Source organism: Allobosea sp. RAF48 (assembly GCF_052114025.1).
In the GTDB taxonomy this organism is placed as follows: domain Bacteria; phylum Pseudomonadota; class Alphaproteobacteria; order Rhizobiales; family Beijerinckiaceae; genus Allobosea.
On the sequence record NZ_JBFRDZ010000013.1, the window covers coordinates 173820 to 194631 of the forward strand.

14 protein-coding genes are annotated in these 20812 nt (G+C 67.7%); 3 read left to right on the forward strand and 11 right to left on the reverse strand.

All coding sequences use genetic code 11. The features are described 5' to 3' along the window. Window positions 1-14: 14 nt before the first annotated feature. The 5 genes from AB4Z10_RS22270 to AB4Z10_RS22290 form a co-directional block, all read right to left on the reverse strand. Window positions 15-2702 (reverse strand): nitrate reductase, encoded by a 2688-nt coding sequence (locus tag AB4Z10_RS22270; protein ID WP_441472576.1) that lies wholly within the window; start codon window positions 2700-2702, stop codon window positions 15-17. Then, entirely contained in the window at window positions 2702-3916 is a 1215-nt protein-coding gene (locus tag AB4Z10_RS22275) for an NAD(P)/FAD-dependent oxidoreductase (protein ID WP_441472577.1), read from the reverse strand. Before AB4Z10_RS22275 ends, AB4Z10_RS22270 begins: the two co-directional genes overlap by 1 nt. A gap of 4 nt (window positions 3917-3920) precedes the next feature. Then, a complete protein-coding gene (locus AB4Z10_RS22280; protein WP_441472578.1) occupies window positions 3921-5249 on the reverse strand; it encodes a CmpA/NrtA family ABC transporter substrate-binding protein in 1329 nt (442 codons plus the stop codon). A gap of 287 nt (window positions 5250-5536) precedes the next feature. Continuing rightward, window positions 5537-6610, reverse strand: coding sequence for a CmpA/NrtA family ABC transporter substrate-binding protein (locus tag AB4Z10_RS22285; protein ID WP_441472579.1), 1074 nt, complete (start codon window positions 6608-6610; stop codon window positions 5537-5539). After that, window positions 6607-7191 (reverse strand): ANTAR domain-containing response regulator, encoded by a 585-nt coding sequence (locus AB4Z10_RS22290; protein ID WP_441472580.1) that lies wholly within the window; start codon window positions 7189-7191, stop codon window positions 6607-6609. Before AB4Z10_RS22290 ends, AB4Z10_RS22285 begins: the two co-directional genes overlap by 4 nt. A gap of 258 nt (window positions 7192-7449) precedes the next feature. Between AB4Z10_RS22290 and AB4Z10_RS22295 the strand changes: the two genes are divergently transcribed. Both AB4Z10_RS22295 and AB4Z10_RS22300 read left to right on the forward strand, forming a co-directional pair. Next, window positions 7450-7662, forward strand: a complete 213-nt coding sequence (locus AB4Z10_RS22295) for a hypothetical protein (protein WP_441472581.1) — start codon at window positions 7450-7452, stop codon at window positions 7660-7662. A gap of 85 nt (window positions 7663-7747) precedes the next feature. Continuing rightward, window positions 7748-8011: a DksA/TraR family C4-type zinc finger protein gene (locus AB4Z10_RS22300; protein ID WP_441472582.1), complete on the forward strand. Its 264-nt coding sequence runs from the start codon at window positions 7748-7750 to the stop codon at window positions 8009-8011. Window positions 8012-8063: 52 nt separating this feature from the next. On the opposite strand, the gene AB4Z10_RS22305 is transcribed toward AB4Z10_RS22300, so the two are convergent. Then, a complete protein-coding gene (locus AB4Z10_RS22305; RefSeq protein WP_441472583.1) occupies window positions 8064-9458 on the reverse strand; it encodes a sigma-54-dependent transcriptional regulator in 1395 nt (464 codons plus the stop codon). After that, a complete protein-coding gene (locus AB4Z10_RS22310) occupies window positions 9455-11275 on the reverse strand; it encodes a sensor histidine kinase (protein WP_441472584.1) in 1821 nt (606 codons plus the stop codon). The genes AB4Z10_RS22305 and AB4Z10_RS22310 overlap by 4 nt, the downstream gene beginning before the upstream one ends. A gap of 207 nt (window positions 11276-11482) precedes the next feature. On the opposite strand from AB4Z10_RS22310, the gene AB4Z10_RS22315 reads away from it, so the two are divergent. After that, window positions 11483-12820, forward strand: a complete 1338-nt coding sequence (locus tag AB4Z10_RS22315) for a dicarboxylate/amino acid:cation symporter (RefSeq protein ID WP_441472585.1) — start codon at window positions 11483-11485, stop codon at window positions 12818-12820. A gap of 126 nt (window positions 12821-12946) precedes the next feature. Here AB4Z10_RS22315 and AB4Z10_RS22320 read toward each other — a convergent pair whose 3' ends face one another. The 4 genes from AB4Z10_RS22320 to bcsA are packed head-to-tail and all read right to left on the reverse strand — an operon-like array spanning window position 12947 to window position 20788. After that, on the reverse strand, window positions 12947-15145 hold the full coding sequence (locus tag AB4Z10_RS22320) for an outer membrane protein assembly factor BamD (RefSeq protein WP_441472586.1): 2199 nt from the start codon (window positions 15143-15145) through the stop codon (window positions 12947-12949). Further along, window positions 15136-16155, reverse strand: coding sequence for a glycosyl hydrolase family 8 (locus tag AB4Z10_RS22325; RefSeq protein WP_441472587.1), 1020 nt, complete (start codon window positions 16153-16155; stop codon window positions 15136-15138). Before AB4Z10_RS22325 ends, AB4Z10_RS22320 begins: the two co-directional genes overlap by 10 nt. After that, complete coding sequence (locus AB4Z10_RS22330; protein WP_441472588.1) at window positions 16152-18608, reverse strand: cellulose biosynthesis cyclic di-GMP-binding regulatory protein BcsB; 2457 nt, start codon at window positions 18606-18608, stop codon at window positions 16152-16154. Before AB4Z10_RS22330 ends, AB4Z10_RS22325 begins: the two co-directional genes overlap by 4 nt. Next, complete coding sequence (gene bcsA, locus AB4Z10_RS22335; protein ID WP_441472589.1) at window positions 18605-20788, reverse strand: UDP-forming cellulose synthase catalytic subunit; 2184 nt, start codon at window positions 20786-20788, stop codon at window positions 18605-18607. The genes AB4Z10_RS22330 and bcsA overlap by 4 nt, the downstream gene beginning before the upstream one ends. Window positions 20789-20812 lie beyond the last annotated feature (24 nt).

The following is a 20812-nucleotide window of genomic DNA, read 5'->3' on the forward strand; positions in this document are numbered from 1 at the left end:
ATCCGTCGCATTCGTCATGCCGCCTCGCTCGCGCGTGCCTGCGCGCCGATGCGGCGGATTTCGGGAAGGCAGGAGCCGCAATTGGTCCCGGCCTTGAGCTGAAGGCCGATCGCTTCGGCCGTCGTCGCGCCGGCCTCGAAGGCGGCGCGGATGGCGTTCAGCCCGACGCCGAAGCAGGCGCAGACGGTCGGTCCGGGATCGGCGCCGCCCGGGTTCCGTCCCGAGAGCAGGGCAAGTCGGCTTTCCACGGTCGCTGCCGGATCGGCGAAGAGGGCCTTGACCGTGTCCCAGAGCGGCGCGCGGCCCGCAGGAGCGAGGAAGAGGGCGGCCTGGAGCCGGCCTTCCCGGAGCACGGCACAACGATAGCTGCCGCCGTCGCGGTCGATCAGCTCGGTCAGCTCTCCCGCGCCGAAACGCTCGCGCATCAGAGCAGTCAGGTCATCGACGGACGCGTCGGTGGCGAAGAGCCGGCCCTCGCCGCCCTGCACAGCAAGACGCGCCCACCAGCTCTGCTCCGGCAGGGCGAAGGGCTCGCGCGACAGGACGAAGCCTTCGAAACGATAAGCGACCGGCGCGATCGAAACCGGCGTCGCCTTCATCTCGGGCTGGCCGGAAAAGGGATCGCAGAGCGGCTGCGTCAGGGCGCCGATGCGCGCGTCGGAAGCGGTCTCGCCGGACCAGTGGATGGGCGCAAAGAGCGATCCCTCGGCCACGCCTTCGTCGGCCGCGACCCTGAGCGCCGCGCCGCCATGGGCGTTGACCAGACGGGCAAAGCCGCCCGCGACCAGCCGGAAGCGCGAAATGTCGACCGGATTCACGTAAATCGAAGGCTCGGCGACATGCGCGCTGAGCCGCGGGCTGAGGCCGGTGCGGGTCATGGTGTGCCAGTGGTCGCGCACGCGGCCCGTGTTGAGCAGCAGCGGGAAGGCCTCGCTCGTGACCGAGGCCAGCTTCGGCGTGGCGAGCCGGCGCATCTGTGCGCGGCGCGCGGGACCGAAGAAGTTTCCATCGCCGAAGAGCCGCGCGGTGCCATGCGGCCGGGATGCCGGCACGGGCCATTGCACCGGCCGAAGCCCGTCATAGCCGGCGCGGTCGAGGCCGGCATGGGCGCCGATGTCGAAATCGCGCGTGCCGTCGTTCTCGAAGGCCGAAAGGGCCGCATGTTCGGCATAGATCGCGTGCGGGCCGGCATAGGCGAAGGCCTCGCCGAAGCCGAGACGCTTCGCGACCTCGCAGACGATCCCCCAGTCCGGCTTCACCTCGCCCGGCAGGGGCAGGAAGGCGCGCTGGCGCGAAATCCGCCGCTCGGAATTGGTGACCGTGCCATCCTTCTCGCCCCAGGTGGCAGCCGGCAGGATGTAGTGCGGCCCGGCCGCGAGCGTGTCGTTCGAGAGCACGTTCTCGGAGACGATGAAGAGGTCGAGTCCGGCGAGCGCGGCGCTGACCTTGTCGGCCTCCGGGAGGGAGACGGCCGGGTTCGTCGCCATCACCCACATCGCACGGATGCGGCGCTCAGTGACCGCATCCAGCATCTGGACGGCCTTCAGACCCTCCCGCCGGGCCATGTTCGGCGCCTGCCAGAAGCGGCGTACGCGGTCGACCTCTTCCACACCATAGCCCATATGGGCGGCGAGCATGTTGGCGAGCCCGCCGACCTCGCGTCCGCCCATGGCGTTGGGCTGGCCGGTGAGCGAGAAGGGGCCGCAGCCGGGCCGTCCGATCCGGCCAGTGGCGAGATGGCAATTCAGGATTGCGGCGACCTTGTCGGTTCCCTGTGCCGACTGATTGACGCCCTGGCTCCAGGCCGTGACGACATGCGGCGTGCTGGCCCAGAGTTCATAGAACGCGACGATCTGTTCCTCTGGCAGGCCGGTCGCGGCGGAAACCGAGGTCACGTCGGGCGCGATCTCGCACGCATTGGCGAGCGTTTCGTCGAAGCCTGCGACATGGCGCGCGACATAGCTGCGGTCGACGAGGCCGCGATTGGCCAGATGGACGAGCAGGCCCACGAAGAGCGCGGCGTCGGAGCCGGGCTTCAGCGTCAGCACCATATCGGCGTCTTCCGCCGTGGCGGTGACGCGGGGATCGAGGACGACGAGGCGCGCACCGCGCTCGTGCCAGTTGTCCTGCATCCGCCGGAACAGGATCGGGTGGCACCAGGCCGTGTTGGAGCCGACGAGGACGATCAGGTCGGCGCTGTCGAAATCCTCATAGGCGCCGGGCACCGTATCCGAGCCGAAGGTCCGGCGCTGCGCAGCGACCGTCGAGGACATGCACAGGCGCGAATTGGTGTCGACATTGGGCGAGCCGATGAAGCCTTTGGCCAGCTTGTTGGCGACGTAGTAATCCTCGGTCAGGAGCTGGCCGGACAGGTAGAAGGCGATCGCCTCGGGCCCGTGCTCCGCCGCGATGGTCCGCAGACCGTTGGCGACGGCATCAAGCGCCTCGTCCCAGCCGATCCTGTCATAGCTTCCGGCGGCATTGCGCTTCAGCGGGTGCAGCACCCTGCTGCCCAGTCCCAGCGTTTCGCCGAGCGCAGAGCCCTTGGAGCAGAGCCGCCCGCGATTGGCCGGATGGTCCGCATCGCCCGCGATGGCGGCGCCTCCCAGCCCGTCCGGCGTTGCCAGAACGCCGCAGCCGACCCCGCAATAGGGGCAGGTCGTGCGCGTCGCAGTCGGGGCGAGGGGGGCGTCATGGCGCATCAGGCGGCTTCCCCGATGCAATAGCTCTCGCCAAAAGGCAGGTCGGCGCGGATCGCGCTGATGTCCTGGCCCGAGCGGATCAGCCCGAGATAGAACAGGGCGCCCTGCGTATCGCCGACGAGAACACAGCCGGCGAGGCGGCCGTCACGCAGCACGAACTTGCGGTAGATGCCGGCAGCGGGATCGCGCAGCACGACCGTCTCGGCACCGTCGCCGGCCTCGAACTCGCCAGCCGAGAAGACGCCGACGCCGGAGACCTTGAGATTGGTCGCGAGCAGCGAGCCCCGATAGGCGGCTTCGCGGCCGGCAAGCAGCGCGGCCAGCACGCGCGCCTGTTCATAGGCCGGCTCGACCAGCCCATAAGCGAGGCCGCGATGCTCCGCGCATTCGCCGATGGCGAAAATCGCGGGATCGTCGGTTGCGAGGCCGTCATCGACGAGGATGCCGCGCCCCACGCCGAGGCCGGCTGCTCGCGCGAGCCCGACATTCGGGCGCACGCCGATGGCGATGACCGCGAGATCGGCGGGAATCTCGGTGCCGTCCGTCAGCTCGACGGCCTCGACATGTCCCTTGCCGCGGAAGCCCCTGGTTTCGGCGCAAAGGCGCACATCGATCCCACGCGTGGCCATGGCGGCGGCAAGCAGGGCTGCACCCTCATGGTCGAGCTGGCGTTCCATCAGGCGGTCGACGAGATGCAGCAGCGTCACTTCGGCGCCGGCCCGGGCAAGGCCATAAGCGGCCTCGAGCCCGAGCAGCCCGCCGCCGATCACGACGATGCGGGCGCCGCGCTCGGCATAGGCCCGCATCGTGCCGACATCGGCGGTGTCGCGGAAGGTCGCCACGCCGGCAAGATCGCTGCCGGGAAAGGGCGGCCGCAGCGGCGCCGAGCCGGTTGCGAGCACGAGCTTGCCATAGGGCAGCGTCGGGCCTCCGCTGAGCGTCACCGTCCGCGCCGAGCGGTCGATGCTCTCGACGGAGCGGCCGTAGAAGGTCGAGATGCCGCGCGCGCGCCACCATGCGGCGGGCTTGAGCTCGATCTCGCCTTCGCTGATCTCGCCCGCGAGCAGCGGCGAGAGCAGCACGCGGTTATAGGCGAGCCGCGGCTCCTCTCCGATCACCGCCACGGAATAGCGCCCGAGCGCGCGCTGGCAGAGTTCGTCAGCCAGCCGCGTCGCGGCCATGCCGTTGCCGACGATGATCAGGGGCTCGGCCATGGCGTCAGGCCACCCGCTTGATCTTCAGTGACTTGAGATAGTCCATCGGCGCCGAGGGGTCGAACTTCATGCCGTCGAAGAAGGTCTCGACACCGCGGGAATCGGCCGTCGGGGCGCCGGCGACGCCGAGCGTCCTGGCAGCCTCGCGCCAGAGATCGGCGCGGTTGGTCTTGTCGACCAGCGCCTTGATGTCGATGGTCGGCTCGAACTTGCCCCAGCGGATGTTCTCGGTGACGAACCAGGTGTCGAGGCTCTTCCAGGGATAGGAGGTCGAGCCCCCTTCGCCCCAGAACTTCATGTAGAGATTGGTGCCCTTCGCCTCGCGGCCGTTGCCGTAGTTGATGTCGCCGAGCAGGCGCTTGTTGATGTCGCCGGTGGGGACGTTGAACCACTGCCGCCGGCCGACGATCTCGGCGAGTTCCTGGCGGTTCTCCATCTTGTCCGCCCACATCTGGGCCTCCATGACCGCCATCAGGATGGCCTGCGTCGCCCGCGGATTGGCGTCGACGAAATCGGCGCGCATGCCGAGGATCTTCTCGGGGTGGCGGAACCAGAGCTCGCCGGTGGTCAGCGCGGTGTAGCCGATGTTCTGGTTGACGAGCTGCTCGTTCCAGGGCTCGCCGACGCAGAAGCAGTCCATCGTGCCGACCTTCATGTTCGCCACCATCTGCGGAGGCGGCACGGTGATGACCTTGATGTCGGTGTCGGGGTCGATGCCGCCGGCGGCGAGCCAGTAGCGGATCCAGAGGTCGTGGGTGCCGCCCGGGAAGGTCATGGCGGCGGTCAGTTCCTTGCCCGCTGCCTTCTTGCGCTCGAAGGCCTGCTTCAGAGGCGAGGCGTCTTTCTGGACATTGAGATCCCTGTACTCGTTCGAGACCGAGATCGCCTGTCCGTCCTCGTTGAGGTTGAGCAGCGTGTACATCGGCAGCGGCTGTCCGTTCTGCATGACCTTGCCGGTCGAATAGAGATGCGTCTTCGGCCGCAGGATGTGGCCGCCGTCGATGCCGTTGGCCTTGAAGCCGAGCGCCATGTTGTCGCGCGTGGCGCCCCAGGAGGCCTGCTTGGCGATGTCCATGTCGGGCAGGCCGTGCTTGGCGAAGAGGCCCTTCTCCTTGGCGATGATCAGCGGCGAGGCGTCGGTGAGCGCGATGTAGCCGAGGCGCGTGCCCTTGACTTCGGGGCCGGCGCCTTGAGCGAAGGCGCCGGAGGGCAGGGCGGCCTTCGCTGCCGCGAGCAGTGCGGCCGTGCCGGACAGTCGCAGGACGTCACGGCGGCTTGCGCCGGCCTCCAGGGATGCGGCCGTCCTGATCGGTGTCTTGGAGCTGTGGGTCATCGATGGCCTCTCGATTGCCGGAAAGTCGTTCGCCTTGAGCCAGCCCCGAACGCGAAAAACGCCGCGCGAAAGACGCCTTGTCAGGCGCATTCGACAGCGGCGTTGCTGTGTCTTCCGGATCGGGGATGGCGCGGGCAGCGTTGGCCGCGTCGCATCAGACTCTACAAGGATCGTGCCAACCGCTCGGCGGCGCTGCGATCCTTGAATTGCAATAACTTGCGAACTCGCGAGCTGGCGGGCGATGGGCTCAATCGCTTTGCAGCGCCGCACAAGAGAGGCGCATTGGCCTAATGTTTAGGCATAATGGGATGGTTGGCGAAAATGCCCTCGAAATAGGCCGGCAGGAAAACGCCCCGGGCAATGTCGCGCATCTGCGGCGTCGCGACGATCTGGCCGGCCTGTTCCATTCCGGCCAGAACCCAGCCGGCATCGTCCGGATCGGGGCGCAGCGCCTCCCGGTCGAACCGGATGAAGCGCTCGATATGCCTCGGCGGGCGGTCGGCGCCCTGAATCAGCTCTCCGTGCAGGATGCGCTCGATAAGTGGCGCCGGGAGCGCCAGCCGGTCTGCGGCCGAGAGATGATGCGCCATGCGCGCGAAGTTCTCGGGGCGGCAGGCCCATGCGCTGGCATTGAGGATCGCGGCGCCGAGTTTCGAGACGGCCGCCGGGCGCCTCTGCACGTCATCGGCGCGCCAGGCAAGGACCTTGTCGTGACAATTGCGCCGCAGGTCGACGCTGGCATGTACCATCGCGCCGACGCCGGCCGCTACGGCGGCCGAATTCCAGGGCGCGCCAGCGCAGAAACCGTCGATCCGCCCGCTGGCGAGCGCCTCGACGGTCTGCGGAGGCGGCACCACCTCGAAGCGTACGTCCTCGCCGAGCTTGAGCCCGCCCTTCTCCAGCCATTCGCAGAGCAGATAGATGTGCATCGAGAAGCCGAATACGGCGGCGAAGGTGAGCGCCGGCAGGCCGGAGGCCTTGCGGTGCGCGACCATGGCGGCAAGCGCGCGGGCCGAGACGGCCGTATCGGCCACGTCACCCTCGGCCAGGCGCGACAGCTCCTCGAAGCGCCGAAGCGAAAGGGTAATCGCGGCGCCGTCGCGATTAAGCGCCAGCGGCGCTGCCATCGGGGCCTTGACCCCGCCGATGCCCAGCGTCGCGGCGATGGCGGCCGGGCCGAGCATATGGGCGGCGTCGAACAGGCGCACATTCAGCTTGTCGCGCAGGTTCGACCACGACACCTCGCGAACCAGCTCGAGATCGAGCCCTTCGGCTTCGGCGAAACCCTCGTCCTTCGCCAGCACGACCAGCGCGCAATCGACCAGCGGCATGAAGCCGACCCGCAGGTGCAGCGTCGTCATTTCAGCATCTCCGCAGCGGTGATGAGGGAGCGGGCGATGTCGACGAGCTTGCGCTTCTCGTTCATCGCGGTGCGGCGCATCAGCGCGTAGGCTTCGTCTTCGGAGAGGCCCTTCAAGCGCATGACGATGCGCTTGGCCTGGTCGACCGTCTTGCGGTCCTCAATCTGGGAACGGGCCTCGTCCAGCTCCTCGCGCAGCTTGCGGAACGCATTGAAGCGGCTGATGCAGGTCTGCAGGATCGGCTGCATCCGCTCCTTCTTCAGCCCGTCGACGATGTAGGCGGAGACGCCGGCCTCCACCGCTGCCTCGATCGAGGCCGAATCTGACTGGTCGACGAACATGGTGATCGGCCGGCGGATATGCCGGCTGACGAGGAACATGTCGGCCAGCGCGTCGCGGCTGGGGTCCTCGAGGTCGATCACCACGACATCGGGATCATGGGCCTCGATGGCGGCGATCAGCCCGGTCGTCGCGGACACGCGGATCAACTGCCGGTAGCCCGCTTCCCGCAGGCCTTCCTCGATGATCGCGGCCCTGACCTGGTTCGCGTCGACGATGAGGATTCGCAGATTTGGCGCCATGCCTTTCAGCCGTTCCTTTGGGACGGTTCGCGGTGTGCCAATCAGGAATCGTGCCACCATGGCCAGCGCGGCCGTCCGAACGTTCGGCGACAAGGCGATTCAACGGGCCGAGGCCTGCGGCTCTTGCCGCGGGCTTCGTCCGTGCAGGCCGTGGACTGACGCGATGCGAGCCTGTAGCGAAAGCTTCCCCGATAACGATGTCGCTGCATGGGCAGGTCCGGCAATGTCAGCGTTCGGGCACCCGATGGAGATCGCACCATGCCCAAGCTCTGCAAGTTCACCTCGCCGAAGGACGGCGAGTCCGTCTACGTCAATCCCGATCAGGTCAGCGTGGTCTACACCTTCAAGGGCGAGCCGCCGGATACGATCATCGCCTTCCGCAAGGATTTTCTGCTCGGTGTGAAGGAGAGCCTCGACGAGGTGGTGAGCACGCTCGAAAGGGCCGCCACAGAACCGACCAGCGGCGCCTGACGCGGAAGGCCGCGGCGGAGGAGGCGCGCCAGCGTTGGATTTTCGCCCGGCGCGCCCCATATCCTCTTGGCAGGGAGGTGTCAGGATGGCCAGCGGTTGGGCTCCCGACGGAGCCGTTCAGGATCAGATCGACGATTCCATCAATGATGCGGTCCGGCTGGCGCGGTCACGGCTGCCGGCGGGGCCGGGCGAGATTGATTGCCAGGAATGCGGCGAGGAAATCCCCGAGGCGCGCCGTCGCGCCATGCCGGGCGCGCGTCTGTGCGTGCACTGCCAGTCGGGCCATGATCGGCCGGCGGCGTCCTCCGCCTATAACCGGCGCGGCAGCAAGGACAGCCAGCTGAGGTAGGGGGCCGCGCTGCTGAACACGCCGATCCGGAGTGCCGCAGGCGCCGGGATGTTCAGCGCGCAGGGGTCTTTGGTTCTCGCCCCGCTCCAGGCTCATAGGCCGCGCGATCGATGCCGTGCCTTGCGAGCTTGTCGTAGAAGGTCTTGCGCGGGATGCGCAGCTTCTCCAGCGCGGCGCGGACATCGCCGTGCGCTTCTTCCAACGTCTCCCTGATCAGCGTCGCTTCGACCGCGTTGAGCCGTTCGGGCAGGCTCAGCAGCTCGGCGTCCTCCGCCTTTCGGACCGGCAGCAGGTTCTCCGGCAGCCCGAGTGCGACACGCTCTGCGAAATGGACGAGTTCCCTTACATTGCCCGGCCAGTCGCTATCGACGAGGTGCCGTTCGACGGCGCGGTCGAGGGGCGGCACCTCCCGGCGGTACTTTTCCGCAGCCCGCGACAGGAAGCGCGAAAACAGCAGCGGGATATCGCGGCGGCGCTCGCGCAGCGGCGGGATGTGCAGCGTCACCACATTGAGGCGGTAATAGAGATCCTCGCGAAAATCGCGCCGCCGCACGGAGTCGCCCAGGTCGGCCTTGGTCGCGGCCACGACCCGGAGGTCGACGCGGCGCAGGTCGTTCGAGCCGAGCGGCGCGATCTCACGCATTTCGAGGACGCGCAGCAGCTTGACCTGCGCGGCAAGCGGCATGCTCTCGAGTTCGTCGAGGAAGAGCGTGCCGCCGCTCGAATGCTCGATACGGCCGATCCGGCGCTTCTGCGCACCGGTGAAGGCCCCGGGCTCGTAACCGAAGAGCTCGCTCTCGATGACGCTGTCCGGCAGAGCGCCGCAATTCAGCGCGACGAAGGGCTTGTCGCGCCGCCGCCCGAGGCGATGCAGCAGGTTCGCGACGACCTCCTTGCCCGTTCCCGTCTCACCCTGAACCATCACGTCGACATCGACATCGGCGAGTTCGCGGATGGTCTGGCGCAGGCGCATGATCGCGGGTGTCTCGCCGATCAGGGTGGTTTCCTCCTCGCCGCGCGTCGCCAATGCCCGCAGGCGGCGATTCTCGAGGACGAGCGCGCGCTTCTCGGCGGCTCGATGCAAGGTCTCGACGAGGCGCTCACCGGAATAGGGCTTGGCGATGAAGTCGTAGGCGCCTTCGCTCATCGCCCCCACCGCCGTCTCGATATCAGCATGGCCCGAAATCATGATCACCGGAATGTCGGGATCGAGCGCCCGCAGCCGCCGGAACAATTCGATGCCGTCCATGCCGGGCATGCGGATATCGGTGACGACGATGCCGGCATAGTCCGGCCCGATCCGCTGGAGCGCCGCCTGGCCGGAGGGCAATGCCACCGCCGGAAAGCCGGCCAGGCGCAGTGCCTGAACATTCGCGTCGCGCAGATCGAGGTCGTCGTCGACGAAGGCGACCTCGATCGCAGCGATGGAAGCGCCGGAATTGCTCATGCGGCTGCCCTCTCCAGATCGATGATGAAGCTGGCACCTTCGCCCGGCCGGCTTGTCGCGGTCAGCGTGCCCCCGAAGGAAGTGATCATGTCCTGCGAAATGACCAAGCCAAGGCCGAGCCCCTTGGGCTTGGTCGTGCTGAACGGCGTGAAGAGCTGCGCCAGCGCGTCGGCGGACAGGCCCGGACCGCGATCCGTGATCGCGATCGCGACGCGGTCGCCATGCGGCGTGACCGTGATGGCGAGCGCCGGCTCTCCCCCATCGCCGCCGTCGAGCAGGGCCTCGATCGCGTTGCGCAGGAGATTGACCAGAACCTGCTCGAGTTCGATAGGGCGGGCGGTGACGAGGACCGGCTCCGGCGGAGCGGTGACGACGGGCGTCACGCCGGCCTGACGCAACGGCCCTTCAAGCAAGGTCAGGGCGCCTTCGATGACGGTCGCCACCGGGACGGGCACGGGCGGCCCCTTGCCGCGGCGCGCGAAGCCGCGCAGAGCCTCGGTGATCGCCCCGATCCGATCGGTAAGCGAGACGATCCTCGCCAGTGCGCCGTCGGCTTCGAGCGCGTCGGATCGCTTGAGGAAGGCGCGGGCGTTCTCGGCATAGGTGCGCAGCGCCGCGAGCGGCTGATTGACCTCATGGGCGACGCCGGCGGTGACCTGCCCGAGCGTGGCCAGGCGGTTGGCCTTGGCGAGCTCTTCCCGGAGATTGGACAGCCGTTCCTGGGCCAGGGTCCGCTTCGCCATTTCGGCGACGAGCATCTGATTGGCGCCGGCCAGCTCGGCGGTGCGCTCGGCGACGCGGTCCTCGAGCTCGGCCTTCGCGCGCGCGTCTGCGTCGCGCCGGGCGAGATGGTGCTGGCGCCGGCGCAGGGCGAAGGCGGCGAGAGCGGTGCCCGGCATCAGCACGAGCGCGACCAGCGCCTGGGATTGCGAACGGCCCGCGGTGATTGCGGCATCGACAGGCAGAAGCACCTCCAGCGCCCAATCCGTCGTCGGCACGGGCTGGCGTATCTGGACATAGCGGCCGGTGAGCGGGCTCGTCCCCTGGACGAGCTCCCCCTGCTGCACCAGCGGCAGAGAAGTCAGAGGGGCGGCGCCGAACTGGAGCGAGTCCCGGATCGCCGCGGCTGTCGCCTGGTCAAGCGGTGCTTCGACCCGGAAGCGCCAGTCCTCGACCGTCGCGAGCAGCACGACGCCACGTTGGTCGACGACATAGCTCTGGCCGCCCAGCGCCCGCCAATCGGCCTCGACCCGGTCGAATTCGACCTTGACGACGATCACGCCGAGGCTCTGGCCGGCGTCCTCGATCCGCCGGGTGATATAGAGACCGGGCCGCTGGCTGACCGTGCCGAGCGCGAATTGCTCGGCGCCGCCGGAGGCGACGGCACCTCTGAAATAGTCGCGGAAGCTGTAGTCGCTGCCGACGAAGCTCGTCGGCTCGCTCCAGTTGCTGGCTGCGATTGCGACGCCGTCCAGGCCGAGCAGATAGATCACGGCGGTGCGGGCCTCGCGCGCGATGGCTTCCAGCTTGAGGTCGAGTCCGTGGCGRCTGCCGCCCGTCAATGCCAGCCGCACATCGGGGTCGCGGGCCAGGATGACCGGCAGCGCGCGCTGCTTCTCAAGCTCGCCGCGCAGGATCGCGAGCGCCAGCGTTCCGGCATCCCCGGCGCGCGATTGCGTGCCGGCGATGGCCCGGCTGCGGCCGAATTCTCCGGCGGCGAAGAGCGAGGCGATGGCAATCGCCGCGACGACCAGCCCGAAGACCAGCCAGCGCAGCTTGGCCCTGCCTTTCCGCGGATCGAGCAAGGGATGGCTCATGTTCTGTCGTCGTGCGGATTTCCGCACAAATCAAGAGGGTTGTGTGCGGCCTATCGCCAGATGACATCGATCGAAGCCGCTCTGCGTCTTTCTAGCTCGTTGTTTTATAACGTTTTTGTTGACGCTTCGTGGTTGGCACGCCGATTGCGCGAGGGGCGTAGCGGTTTCGAACAAGAGCAAGAACACCGCCGACCCAAGGAGCACATCATGGCGACCACGCTCGACCTCGCGTCCGCTCAGCCGGCGCGCCCGAAGAAGTTCTACCAGCACCTCTATGTCCAGGTCCTGTTCGCCATCGCGGCGGGCATCCTGCTCGGCCATTTCTGGCCCGAGCAGGGCGCGGCCATGAAGCCGCTCGGCGACGCCTTCATCAAGCTGGTGAAGATGATCATCGCGCCGGTGATCTTCCTGACGGTCTCGACGGGGATCGCGGGCATGACCGACATGCAGAAGGTCGGCCGCGTCGCCGGCAAGGCGATGATCTATTTTCTCGTCTTCTCGACCCTGGCGCTGATCGTCGGCCTCATCGTCGGCAACGTCATCCAGCCCGGCACCGGGCTGCACATCAACCCGGCCAGCCTCGATGCCAAGGCCGTGCAGAGCTATGCGGCCAAGGCGCATGATTCCAGCGTCGTCGGCTTCCTGCAGAACATCATTCCGGACACGATCGTCGGCGCCTTCGCCTCCGGCGACATCCTGCAGGTGCTGTTCTTCTCGGTGCTGTTCGGCCTTTCGCTCTCGATGGTGGGCGAGCGCGGCAAGCCGGTGCTCGACTTCCTGCAGGCGCTCTCGGCCCCGATCTTCAAGCTGGTGGCGATCCTGATGAAGGCCGCCCCGCTCGGCGCCTTCGGCGCGATGGCATTCACCATCGGCCGCTACGGCATCGGCTCGGTCGCCAACCTCGCGATGCTGATCCTGACCTTCTACCTGACGGCGGGTATTTTCGTGCTGGTCGTGCTCGGTGCCGTTGCCCGCTACAACGGCTTCTCGATCTTCGCCCTCATCCGCTACATCAAGGAGGAGATCCTCCTCGTCATCGGCACCAGCTCTTCGGAGGCGGCGTTGCCGAGCCTGATGGAGAAGATGGAGGCTGCCGGCTGCAAGCGCTCCGTCGTCGGGCTGGTGATCCCGACCGGCTATTCCTTCAATCTCGACGGCACCAACATCTACATGACGCTGGCGGCGCTGTTCATCGGGCAGGCCATGGACATCCACCTGCCGCTCGGCGACCAGATCCTGCTGCTGCTCGTCGCCATGCTGAGCTCGAAGGGCGCGGCCGGCATCACGGGGGCGGGCTTCATCACGCTGGCTGCAACGCTCTCGGTCGTTCCCGCCGTCCCGGTCGCCGGCATGGCGCTGATCCTGGGCATCGACCGCTTCATGTCGGAATGCCGCGCGGTGACCAACTTCATCGGCAATGCGGTGGCGACGATCGTGGTGGCGCGCTGGGAAGGCGAGCTCGATCAGGACCAGTTGCAGGCCGCGCTGAGCGGTCATTCCCCGCTGGTGGTCGACGGCGAGGTTCTGTCGGTCCCGGCCGAGTAAGCCAAGCTGCCAGGCTCGGAACACCGATCTTGCGCGGTGCTCCGGGCCGCCATCACGCCTGCATTCGCAGAGACATCGGATATGCCGGCCCGCCCCGTTTGAATGCCGGCGAGGGCATCTGAACGGCTAGTATCTGTTGCGCTGGGTCACGTCGCGGATCGCAGTCAGCCCAGACAGCGCGTCGGGTGACTTGTTCGCCTTGTAGAGGGCCTGGAAGACCTGGCTCGCGTCGTCATAGCGGCCGAGATTGAAATAGGACCAGCCGCGCATCAGCATCAGGTCGGTCGTCTCGGGAGCGTAGCGTGCCCGTGCGGATAGCGTGACGAGTGCGCCGTTGTAATCCTTGGCATCGTATTGCGCGAAGAAGCGCTCGGACATGAGCAGGGCCGAAAGCTCGTTGCGCCGCGCGGGAGGCAGAGCCGCACTGCCGGCCGCGACGCTGGCTTCCGTCGTCAGGCCCTGCTGGATCTTGGCATAGGCCAGGCCGGCAGAAGCATCCGACACGACCTGGGCGTTGCCGGTGCGCCGCGCCGCTTCGAAGGCTTCCGCTGCCGCGACCGGGCGCTTGAGATTGAGAAGGCACCAGCCGCGCTGCAGGGCCGCAGCGCCGGATGAGCCGGCGCCGCAGCTGCCGCCGCTCGGGCGGGCGGTGCTCGACCGGGGCGGTGCCGCGGCGACTATCGCGTCGTCACGTTCCACGGGACGAGAGCGCAGCGCGGCTATCGCGGGCCGAGGCGCGCGCTCCAGCGGTTCCAAGGCAGGTTCCACCCGCGTGCTCTGGCGCGTCTCGGCAATGAGAGGCTGATCGACACGGGCTTGGGTCGGGGACTGCGGCCGCCTGCGCGCTGGGTTGAGAATATCGGCGATCCGCTGGGAACGGCCGCCCCATTCGGACATCAACGCGCGCAGCCCAGCTTGGTCGCGCAGACGCTGGCGCACGAGTGCCAGCCCATAGGCTGCCGGCTCATAGCCGCGGTCCCAGGACAGCGCAGTCTCGAACCAGGTGGCGGCCGGCGCAGTTTGCCCTGAGTTGTAGGCGTACCAGCCGAGGGCCCCGGCACCGGGGGCGTACCGATCCGTGCCCACCGTCTTGGCGATGCGCTCGATCACGGCACGGTCGAGGCGCGGCGGCGGCTCCTGGGTGAGCAGCGCCGTGATCACGTCGAGATAGGCCTTGCGATTGGCGGCGCCAGCTTCCAGCCACTGCGCGCCGAGCGTTTCGGCCTCCTGATATTTCCGCGTCGCGCCGAGTGCGAGCACCGCACCTTCCGCCGCCTTCGCCCCGCCCTTGCGCGCGAGCGCGGTCTGGAACCAGGTCACGGCCTTTGCCGGGTCGTTATGGTGGAGAGCGTAGAAGCCGAGAAGGATGGGGTCGTCGGCCGTCGTGGCCGCGTTGGCGAGGGCTTCGATGCGCCGGAGATCCTCGGGCGTGGCTGTCTGCGCCGGATCGTCGGCAGCCTTGCCGATGCGACGCCGTGCGAGCTCGTCGCGAATGCTGGCAAACTCGGTCTGCCGCTCCTGCGCCAGCAGCGGCTCGACCAGATTTTCGGGCAAAGTCGCGAGCGCCTTCTGCATCGTGCCGACCCGCTCGGCCGGGTTGGTGCAGTTGGTCAGCACATAGGCGAAGGCGTCACGCGCACGATCCGGCTTGCCAGTCTGGACGAAAGCCTCGGCGACGCGCCAGAGCGCATCGACATTGGCGCAGGTCAGCATGGCCGGCGTCTCGGTGCCCAGGCGGATGACCTGCTCCCATTGCCGGGCGTTCGAGGCGTTGACGAGGCGCTGGCGCGCCTCGGCCGTGTCGAGCTGCGCCACGAGATCGGCAGGTGCGCGCCAGTTCGGATCGGCGCTGCCGCGCTGGGCGATCGCGGCGCGCGCCTCGCCGTACTTGCCCTCGGCGAAGAGCTTCCACATCCGCTCGAGCTCAGGGTCGCCGACCTGCCCCTGCGAGGTCAGATCGGTCGGCGGCTTCCACTCGGGGTAGAGCGCCCGCAGCCGCGCGAGTTCGGCTTCGAAGCGGCGAACGTCCCCTTGCGCCGCGAAATAGCGCAGCGCGGTTTCATCGACCTTCTGCGGAGGCTGCTGCGTTTGGGGCTGAGCCACTGACGGGGGCGTCCCGGGGCGCGCGGGCGCGTTCGTGGCCTGCGCCAATTCGAGCGCCGCCTCGTTGCCCGGCGTGGCCTGCTGCGCCTCGCCCTGAGCCTGCGCCGACCGGATCACGGGTTGCGATCCCGGCCATTTGGCGTCCTGACCACCGTAGCGGCCAAGGGCATAGAAGGCGGCGCTCGAGGCCGCGGCGACGATAAGGACCGATCTCACATGCATTGCGGATACCTCTCGCTCAGCATCGAGAGGGACAGAAGATGGAGCGTCGACGGGTAGTACAGCGTTGGCTGGAAGGCCTTCAGCTCCGCCGGAATCGGCGTTTTATCGAGCGCGCAGGCCATCGCTGCGGCCAGGATGCGATAACCCGCATCGGGCAGAGGCTCGACGGGCTTGCCGCTGCGGACGTCGACGACCGCCGTGCCGCTGGCCCAGGCCTGGCGGAAGGGCTCAAGCCGCGCCTTCTCGCCAAGCCCGGCGCGCAGCAGATAGAGGGGGATGCGGAGCGCATTGTAGCCGAACTGGGCCGGGAAGCCTTCGGCCGGCCTCGGCTCGGCCTTGATCGACAGCCATTCCGGCGCAAGCATCTTCCGCTTCGCCAGCTCGTCGAGCAGCTTGAGCCCGCTGGCCTGGACATGCGTCCAGACCGGGTCGCCGGTCAGCTGGGTCATGACGGGGAAGGCTTCGAACACCCAGTAGGACGGGTTGATCACCGGGCCGTCGGCTCGTTCCTTCTCGGAGAAGCCGACCGCGGCCGGCATCAGCCAGACCTCGCTTCCGCGCTTCAGCAGCGCGACCTTCGCAAGGGAGCGAGCGATCTGGCGGGCGGCGGCCGTATAGGCCGGCATGTTCCAGCGGCTGCCGGCGCAGGCGAGGGCGTGGGCGATCAGGAGATCGCCGTCGCTGGCGTTGTTAATGTCGGTGACGCGGGGGCTCGCCTTGGGATCCCAGCGCCAGGCCGCGAGCCCGTCGTCGCGGATGAGCAGTTCCGTGCGCGTGAAGGCGAAGATGCTCGCGAAGGTGCTGCGGTCACCTGCCAGGCAGGCCAGCAGGAGCCCGTAGCCCTGGCTCTCGCTATGGCTGATCCCGCCATTCGCGTCGTCGACGACGCGGCCCTCGGCGGTGACGAATTTCTGCCGGTACAGCGCCCAGGCATCGGCGGGCACGGCCGCTTGCGCATTCGGAAGGAAGCCGAGGAGAGCAGCAGCCAGCATGGCGAGAACGCGGATCATGATCGACGCCCCAACCGCCGGAGCATCAGCGAGGTTCCGATGCCGAGGCCGATGCAGGCCGTGAGCAGCGCCAATGCATAGACGCCGATATTGCTCGACATCCAGTTGGCGAAGACCAGGCGCATGTTCGTGAGGCTGAAAGGCCGCGTCATCACGAAGGAGGTGCTGTCGGCAGAGATGATGTGCGCCTCCTGGGCGCCTCGGAAAGCGGTGATCTTGCCGGCCATGCCCGCCCAGTTCCCGGGCGAGACGACCCTGTCCACCGTGCTTTCCAGCGCCTCTTCACGGCGGGCGATAAACGCGGTCCAGACCTGCCTCGTCTCCGGATCGGCCACCTGCGCGGCAATCAGATCGGTACCTTCGGCGGGCTCGTACAGTGTCGGTGCGCGGGAGGGCGCGCGCAGCTGTGCGAAGGACAGATCGAAGGTTCGCTGGAGCCATTGGTCGATGGCGATGAAATAGCGGGCAAGAGGGCCGCCCAGCGAGCCGCGCCAGCGGTCGCGGACGGCCTCCGTTGTCGGAGCCGCACCGCCCGAGGCTTCGGGCGTCGCCTGCCGGCCTTGCAACCGGTTGATCACGGCGTCGAAGACAGCGGCGCCCTCCGCGTCCGGTGTCACCACCACGGCGTCCGAGCGCAGCGGCCAGGTCGCGCGGACATTGTCGGCGATCCCGACACGCGGGAGCAGCCCGGCCGGCATTTGGCCGGCGGCGCCGACGATGAGCACCGGCCGGTCCCCGACTGCAGCAGGCCCCGACAGCACATCGACGGTTAGCGGCCTGCTGGCCCGCTGGGCGATGCGCGCCAGCAGCGTCGTCGCGGCGCTGAGGTTGGTGGCGTCCTGCCGGCCCATGATCAGGGCGACCTGCGATGCGACCGAATAGGGAAAGCCGGTGCCGGCAGCCGCCGCGAGATTGGGGCTGACGCCGATCTTCGCGAAGTTCGGGACGGCCAGCACGGTGGTGTCGAACAGCGCGAAGCGGCTTTTGCCGGGCAACGTCGCGCCAGGCCCGCAGCTCAGGTCCGATTTGGCCACGGTGACGGCCTCGAACCAGATCTCGTTGACGCCGGGCCGGAAGTGCCGAAGCGGCACGGTGATGGGGAATTGCTGGAAGAGACCGCCCGTCACCGCATTGAGCTGCAGGGTCGCCGCGACGTTGCCGTTGACGAAGATCTCAATATGGCTGTCGCCCGGAAGGACCTCGTCCGAATAGGCGCCGTCCAGATAGAGCGTCGCCTCGCCATAGGCGTTGGCGTAGAAATCGCCGGGCATCGCGACGACGGCGCGCACCCGCATGCGCCGGCCGGACGATTCCTGCGTGGAGATGCCGAGCTCGGAGAACCGTACCACCTGACGGTCCGCAATGAAGGGCGCATCCGGCACGTGCCAGCTCGCCGTATCCATGATCTTGCGATTGATGTTGGCCGGCCTGGAGACGGGTGCGGTCAGAAGCTTGCCGACGATCGTGTCGATGTCCGACCAGTTCTCGCCGGTCACGAGCAGCATGTCGGCACTCTTCTTCGGGCTCGGTACGAAGCCGAGGAAACTGCGGCCGCCGGCTTCGGCCGGCAGTGCGCCGAGCAAGGCGCGCACCTCCTCGTTCGTGCCGAGCGCGACGGTCAACGTGCCCGGCCGCGCGCGGTCGGGCAGACGCTCGGACACCTTCACCGCGACCTGGCCATATCGTCCGCGCAGGGCGAGCGCCTGGGCCACGGCGAAAATGCTGTTCGCGGCAATGGCGCTCGCTGCGCCGGGAGCGACGATAACGATCGTGGTCTGGCCGCCCTCGTCGGCGCCCACCGCCGGCAGATCGTCGAGGCTGCGCAGCCGGAACTGCTGCGCGCCCGGTCCCTTGAACGTCAGCCTGGTGCCCGCGCCGTCGATGCGGGTCCACAGCTCATAGGTCGAGGCCACCGTGCAATCCGTCCGATGGCGCTGCAGAGCCTCGAAGCCGATCGTATTCCGGCCCGGCCTGAGCAGGCCTTTGCGAACCGCGACCGAGGTCTGCTTCAGGCGATCGGACGAGGCGATCGGCATCTCGATCACCCGTTCGCCATTGAGGCGGACCGCCAGCCGGGAAACCTCCGGCATCACGACCAGCGCATTCTGGAAAGCGATGTCGAGATTGGGATCGGCAGCTGCTTCGTCCTGCGTCAGGTAGAAGGCCCAATTGCGGGCATCGCTCTCGCCTTCGAGCATGACGCGCGGGGCCGGCAGCAGCGGCTTGAAGGCGAAGGCCGGAACCTGCGATGGCGCCACCGGCTCCCGCGCCGGAGGCGGGGCAGGGTTGGCCGCGGGCGGCGGTTCTGCCAGCTGCGGGCTCGGCGGCGCGATCATGAAGGGGGCCGGGCCGGGCGCAGTCGCTGGCGCCTCCTGTGCCGAAAGCCGCGGGAGGAGGCCCTGCGCCAGTGTGGCAATCGCGACTGTGAGGAGGGTGAGCGGGAGCCGTCTCATTCCGCCGCCCCGGTGCGCGTGGACGACCGTGAAAACCGGTAGAGGCCGAAGAAGTAGGACAGGCCGCGGCTCGTCTGAAAGGCCGCCATCCGCAGGAAGCGGATCGTGCCGTAGATCACCCCCATGTTCTGCCGCCGCGACTTCTGGAACTGGCTCCAGTTCTCGGCGTCGGAGAAAGCGAGATCGGCGATGATGCGGCTGTGCAGCGGCTCGCTCGGCTTGTAGCTGCAGCCGAGCAGAAGCCCCTTGTCGTCGGGGGCTACGCGCATGATCCGCAGGGGCAGGGACCCGCGCGGCATGTCGATGGTCGTTTCGAACGACACCTGCCCCACGCTGCCGATCGGCACCTTGTCGAAGTCCCTGGACAGCACCCGGATGGCGATGCCGTCGACGGATACGTTCTCCGTCACGACCGGGGCGGTGCGTCCGTCGATCGTGATCTCACCCCGCCGCTTCACCGCGAAGCGTCGTGCGGCGCGCCCTTCCGGCCGCTCCGAGACGACGCCGAGCGCGCAGCCCGCCATCAGCAGGTTGAGGACGTTCCACAACCCCACGACCAGGGTCGTGTCGGCATTGTAGGGTTCGGCGATCATCCGCCAGTAGGTCGCGATGACGCCGAGGAACAGCACGGCGAAGATGATGAAGAACGGCTTGCCGAGCTCCGAGACGCGCCGCTGCTCCAGGGATTCGTTCTTGGCCGTCACCTTGAAGGTCGGCTTGGTCGGCCTGAGCAGCACCGAGATCACGGCCGGCAGCAGATAGACCGACTGGATGAATTCGTAGAGCTCGGAGATCCATGGCCAGCGATAGCGGCCATAGAGATAGTTTTGCATCATCAGGTTCACTGCCATGTAGCTGAGCACATAGGCGATGAACTCGGCGCCCGAGGCAGTGAAGATCTCCAGGCCGAAGAACAGGTAGAACAACGGCGCGATCAGGAAGGTCAGCCGCGCGAAGGGGAAGAGCCAGAACAAGGCGGAGGACGAATAGCAGAGGCGCTGCGGCAGGGAGAGGCCGCGCTTGAACATCGGGCGGTGGAACAGAAGGATCTGCATCATGCCCTGGGCCCAGCGCGAGCGCTGGCCGATAAAGCTCGTGAACGTCGCCGGCTGCAGCCCTGCGATCAGCGGCTTGTCGACATAGACGCTGTGCCAGCCGGTGGCGTGCAGCGTGATCGCCGTTTCGGCGTCCTCCGTGATGCTCCTTCCCGAGAAGCCGTTCGTCGTCTGCAGGGCCGTGCGCCGTAAGACCGCGGCCGAACCGCAGAAGAAGGAGGCGTCCCACTTGTCGAGGCCGCGCTGGATGATGCCGTAGAACATCTCGTTCTCGGACGGCATCGTCTTGAACGTCTTGAGGTTGCGCTCCAGCGGATCGGGATTGATGAAGAAGTGCGGGGTCTGGACCAGGAACAGCTTCGGGTCCTGGCCGAAATAGCCGACTGTCTCGGTCAGGAAGCTGCGCGCCGGGGCGTGGTCCGCGTCGAAGACGACGATCAGTTCGCCCTCGGAATGGGCGATGCCGTTGTTGAGGTTGCCGGCCTTGGCGCTGATGTTGCGCTCGCGCGTCAGATAGGAGACGCCAAGCCCGTCGCAGAGCTTCTGCAGCGTCGCACGGCGCTCCTGGGCGGCGCTGGCCGCGACGAAATTGTCGGCGTTGCACTTCTCGTCGGTGCCGCCGTCGTCGAGCAGGTACACTTTCAGGCGGCCGGCCGGATAGTCCATCGCCAGCGCCGCCGAGAGGGTGGTCGCCAGCAGTTCCGCATCTTCATTGTAGGAGGGCACGAAGACATCGACCGTCGGCGCGTTCTCCGGGTCGATCGGCGGGGTCTTGCGCCGCGGCAGCGGCATGGCCACGACGAAGAGGCTGAGGAAGAGCATGCCGATGTTGTAGAGCTCGGCGAGATAGACGATCAGGCCCGGGATGAAGTCCTCGAGCTGGTTGACCGGCGGCAGCGTGCTCGTCGTGCGCCAGTAGATATAGCGCAGCACGATCGCGGTCCCCAGGCCCAGCGCGATCAGCCGCCAGACGCCGTAGGGGCGCAGGAATTTGAGGATGATCATCGCGCTCACCACGATCGCGCCGGCGATCAGATGCGCCTGCAAACTGATCGGCAGCGTGATGAGCGCGACGACCACGATCGCCGTGATGGCCCAGAAGATGACGTAGCACGCTGTTCGCATCGGGCGTTCGGCAATCCGGGTTGG

Coding starts and splice junctions, on each gene's coding strand:
- AB4Z10_RS22270 (WP_441472576.1), bottom strand. CDS start 2,702: ATGCGCCATGACGCCCCCCTCGCCCCGACTGCGACGCGCACGACCTGC.
- AB4Z10_RS22275 (WP_441472577.1), bottom strand. CDS start 3,916: ATGGCCGAGCCCCTGATCATCGTCGGCAACGGCATGGCCGCGACGCGG.
- AB4Z10_RS22280 (WP_441472578.1), bottom strand. CDS start 5,249: ATGACCCACAGCTCCAAGACACCGATCAGGACGGCCGCATCCCTGGAG.
- AB4Z10_RS22285 (WP_441472579.1), bottom strand. CDS start 6,610: ATGACGACGCTGCACCTGCGGGTCGGCTTCATGCCGCTGGTCGATTGC.
- AB4Z10_RS22290 (WP_441472580.1), bottom strand. CDS start 7,191: ATGGCGCCAAATCTGCGAATCCTCATCGTCGACGCGAACCAGGTCAGG.
- AB4Z10_RS22295 (WP_441472581.1), top strand. CDS start 7,450: ATGCCCAAGCTCTGCAAGTTCACCTCGCCGAAGGACGGCGAGTCCGTC.
- AB4Z10_RS22300 (WP_441472582.1), top strand. CDS start 7,748: ATGGCCAGCGGTTGGGCTCCCGACGGAGCCGTTCAGGATCAGATCGAC.
- AB4Z10_RS22305 (WP_441472583.1), bottom strand. CDS start 9,458: ATGAGCAATTCCGGCGCTTCCATCGCTGCGATCGAGGTCGCCTTCGTC.
- AB4Z10_RS22315 (WP_441472585.1), top strand. CDS start 11,483: ATGGCGACCACGCTCGACCTCGCGTCCGCTCAGCCGGCGCGCCCGAAG.
- AB4Z10_RS22320 (WP_441472586.1), bottom strand. CDS start 15,145: ATGCATGTGAGATCGGTCCTTATCGTCGCCGCGGCCTCGAGCGCCGCC.
- AB4Z10_RS22325 (WP_441472587.1), bottom strand. CDS start 16,155: ATGATCCGCGTTCTCGCCATGCTGGCTGCTGCTCTCCTCGGCTTCCTT.
- AB4Z10_RS22330 (WP_441472588.1), bottom strand. CDS start 18,608: ATGAGACGGCTCCCGCTCACCCTCCTCACAGTCGCGATTGCCACACTG.
- bcsA (WP_441472589.1), bottom strand. CDS start 20,788: ATGCGAACAGCGTGCTACGTCATCTTCTGGGCCATCACGGCGATCGTG.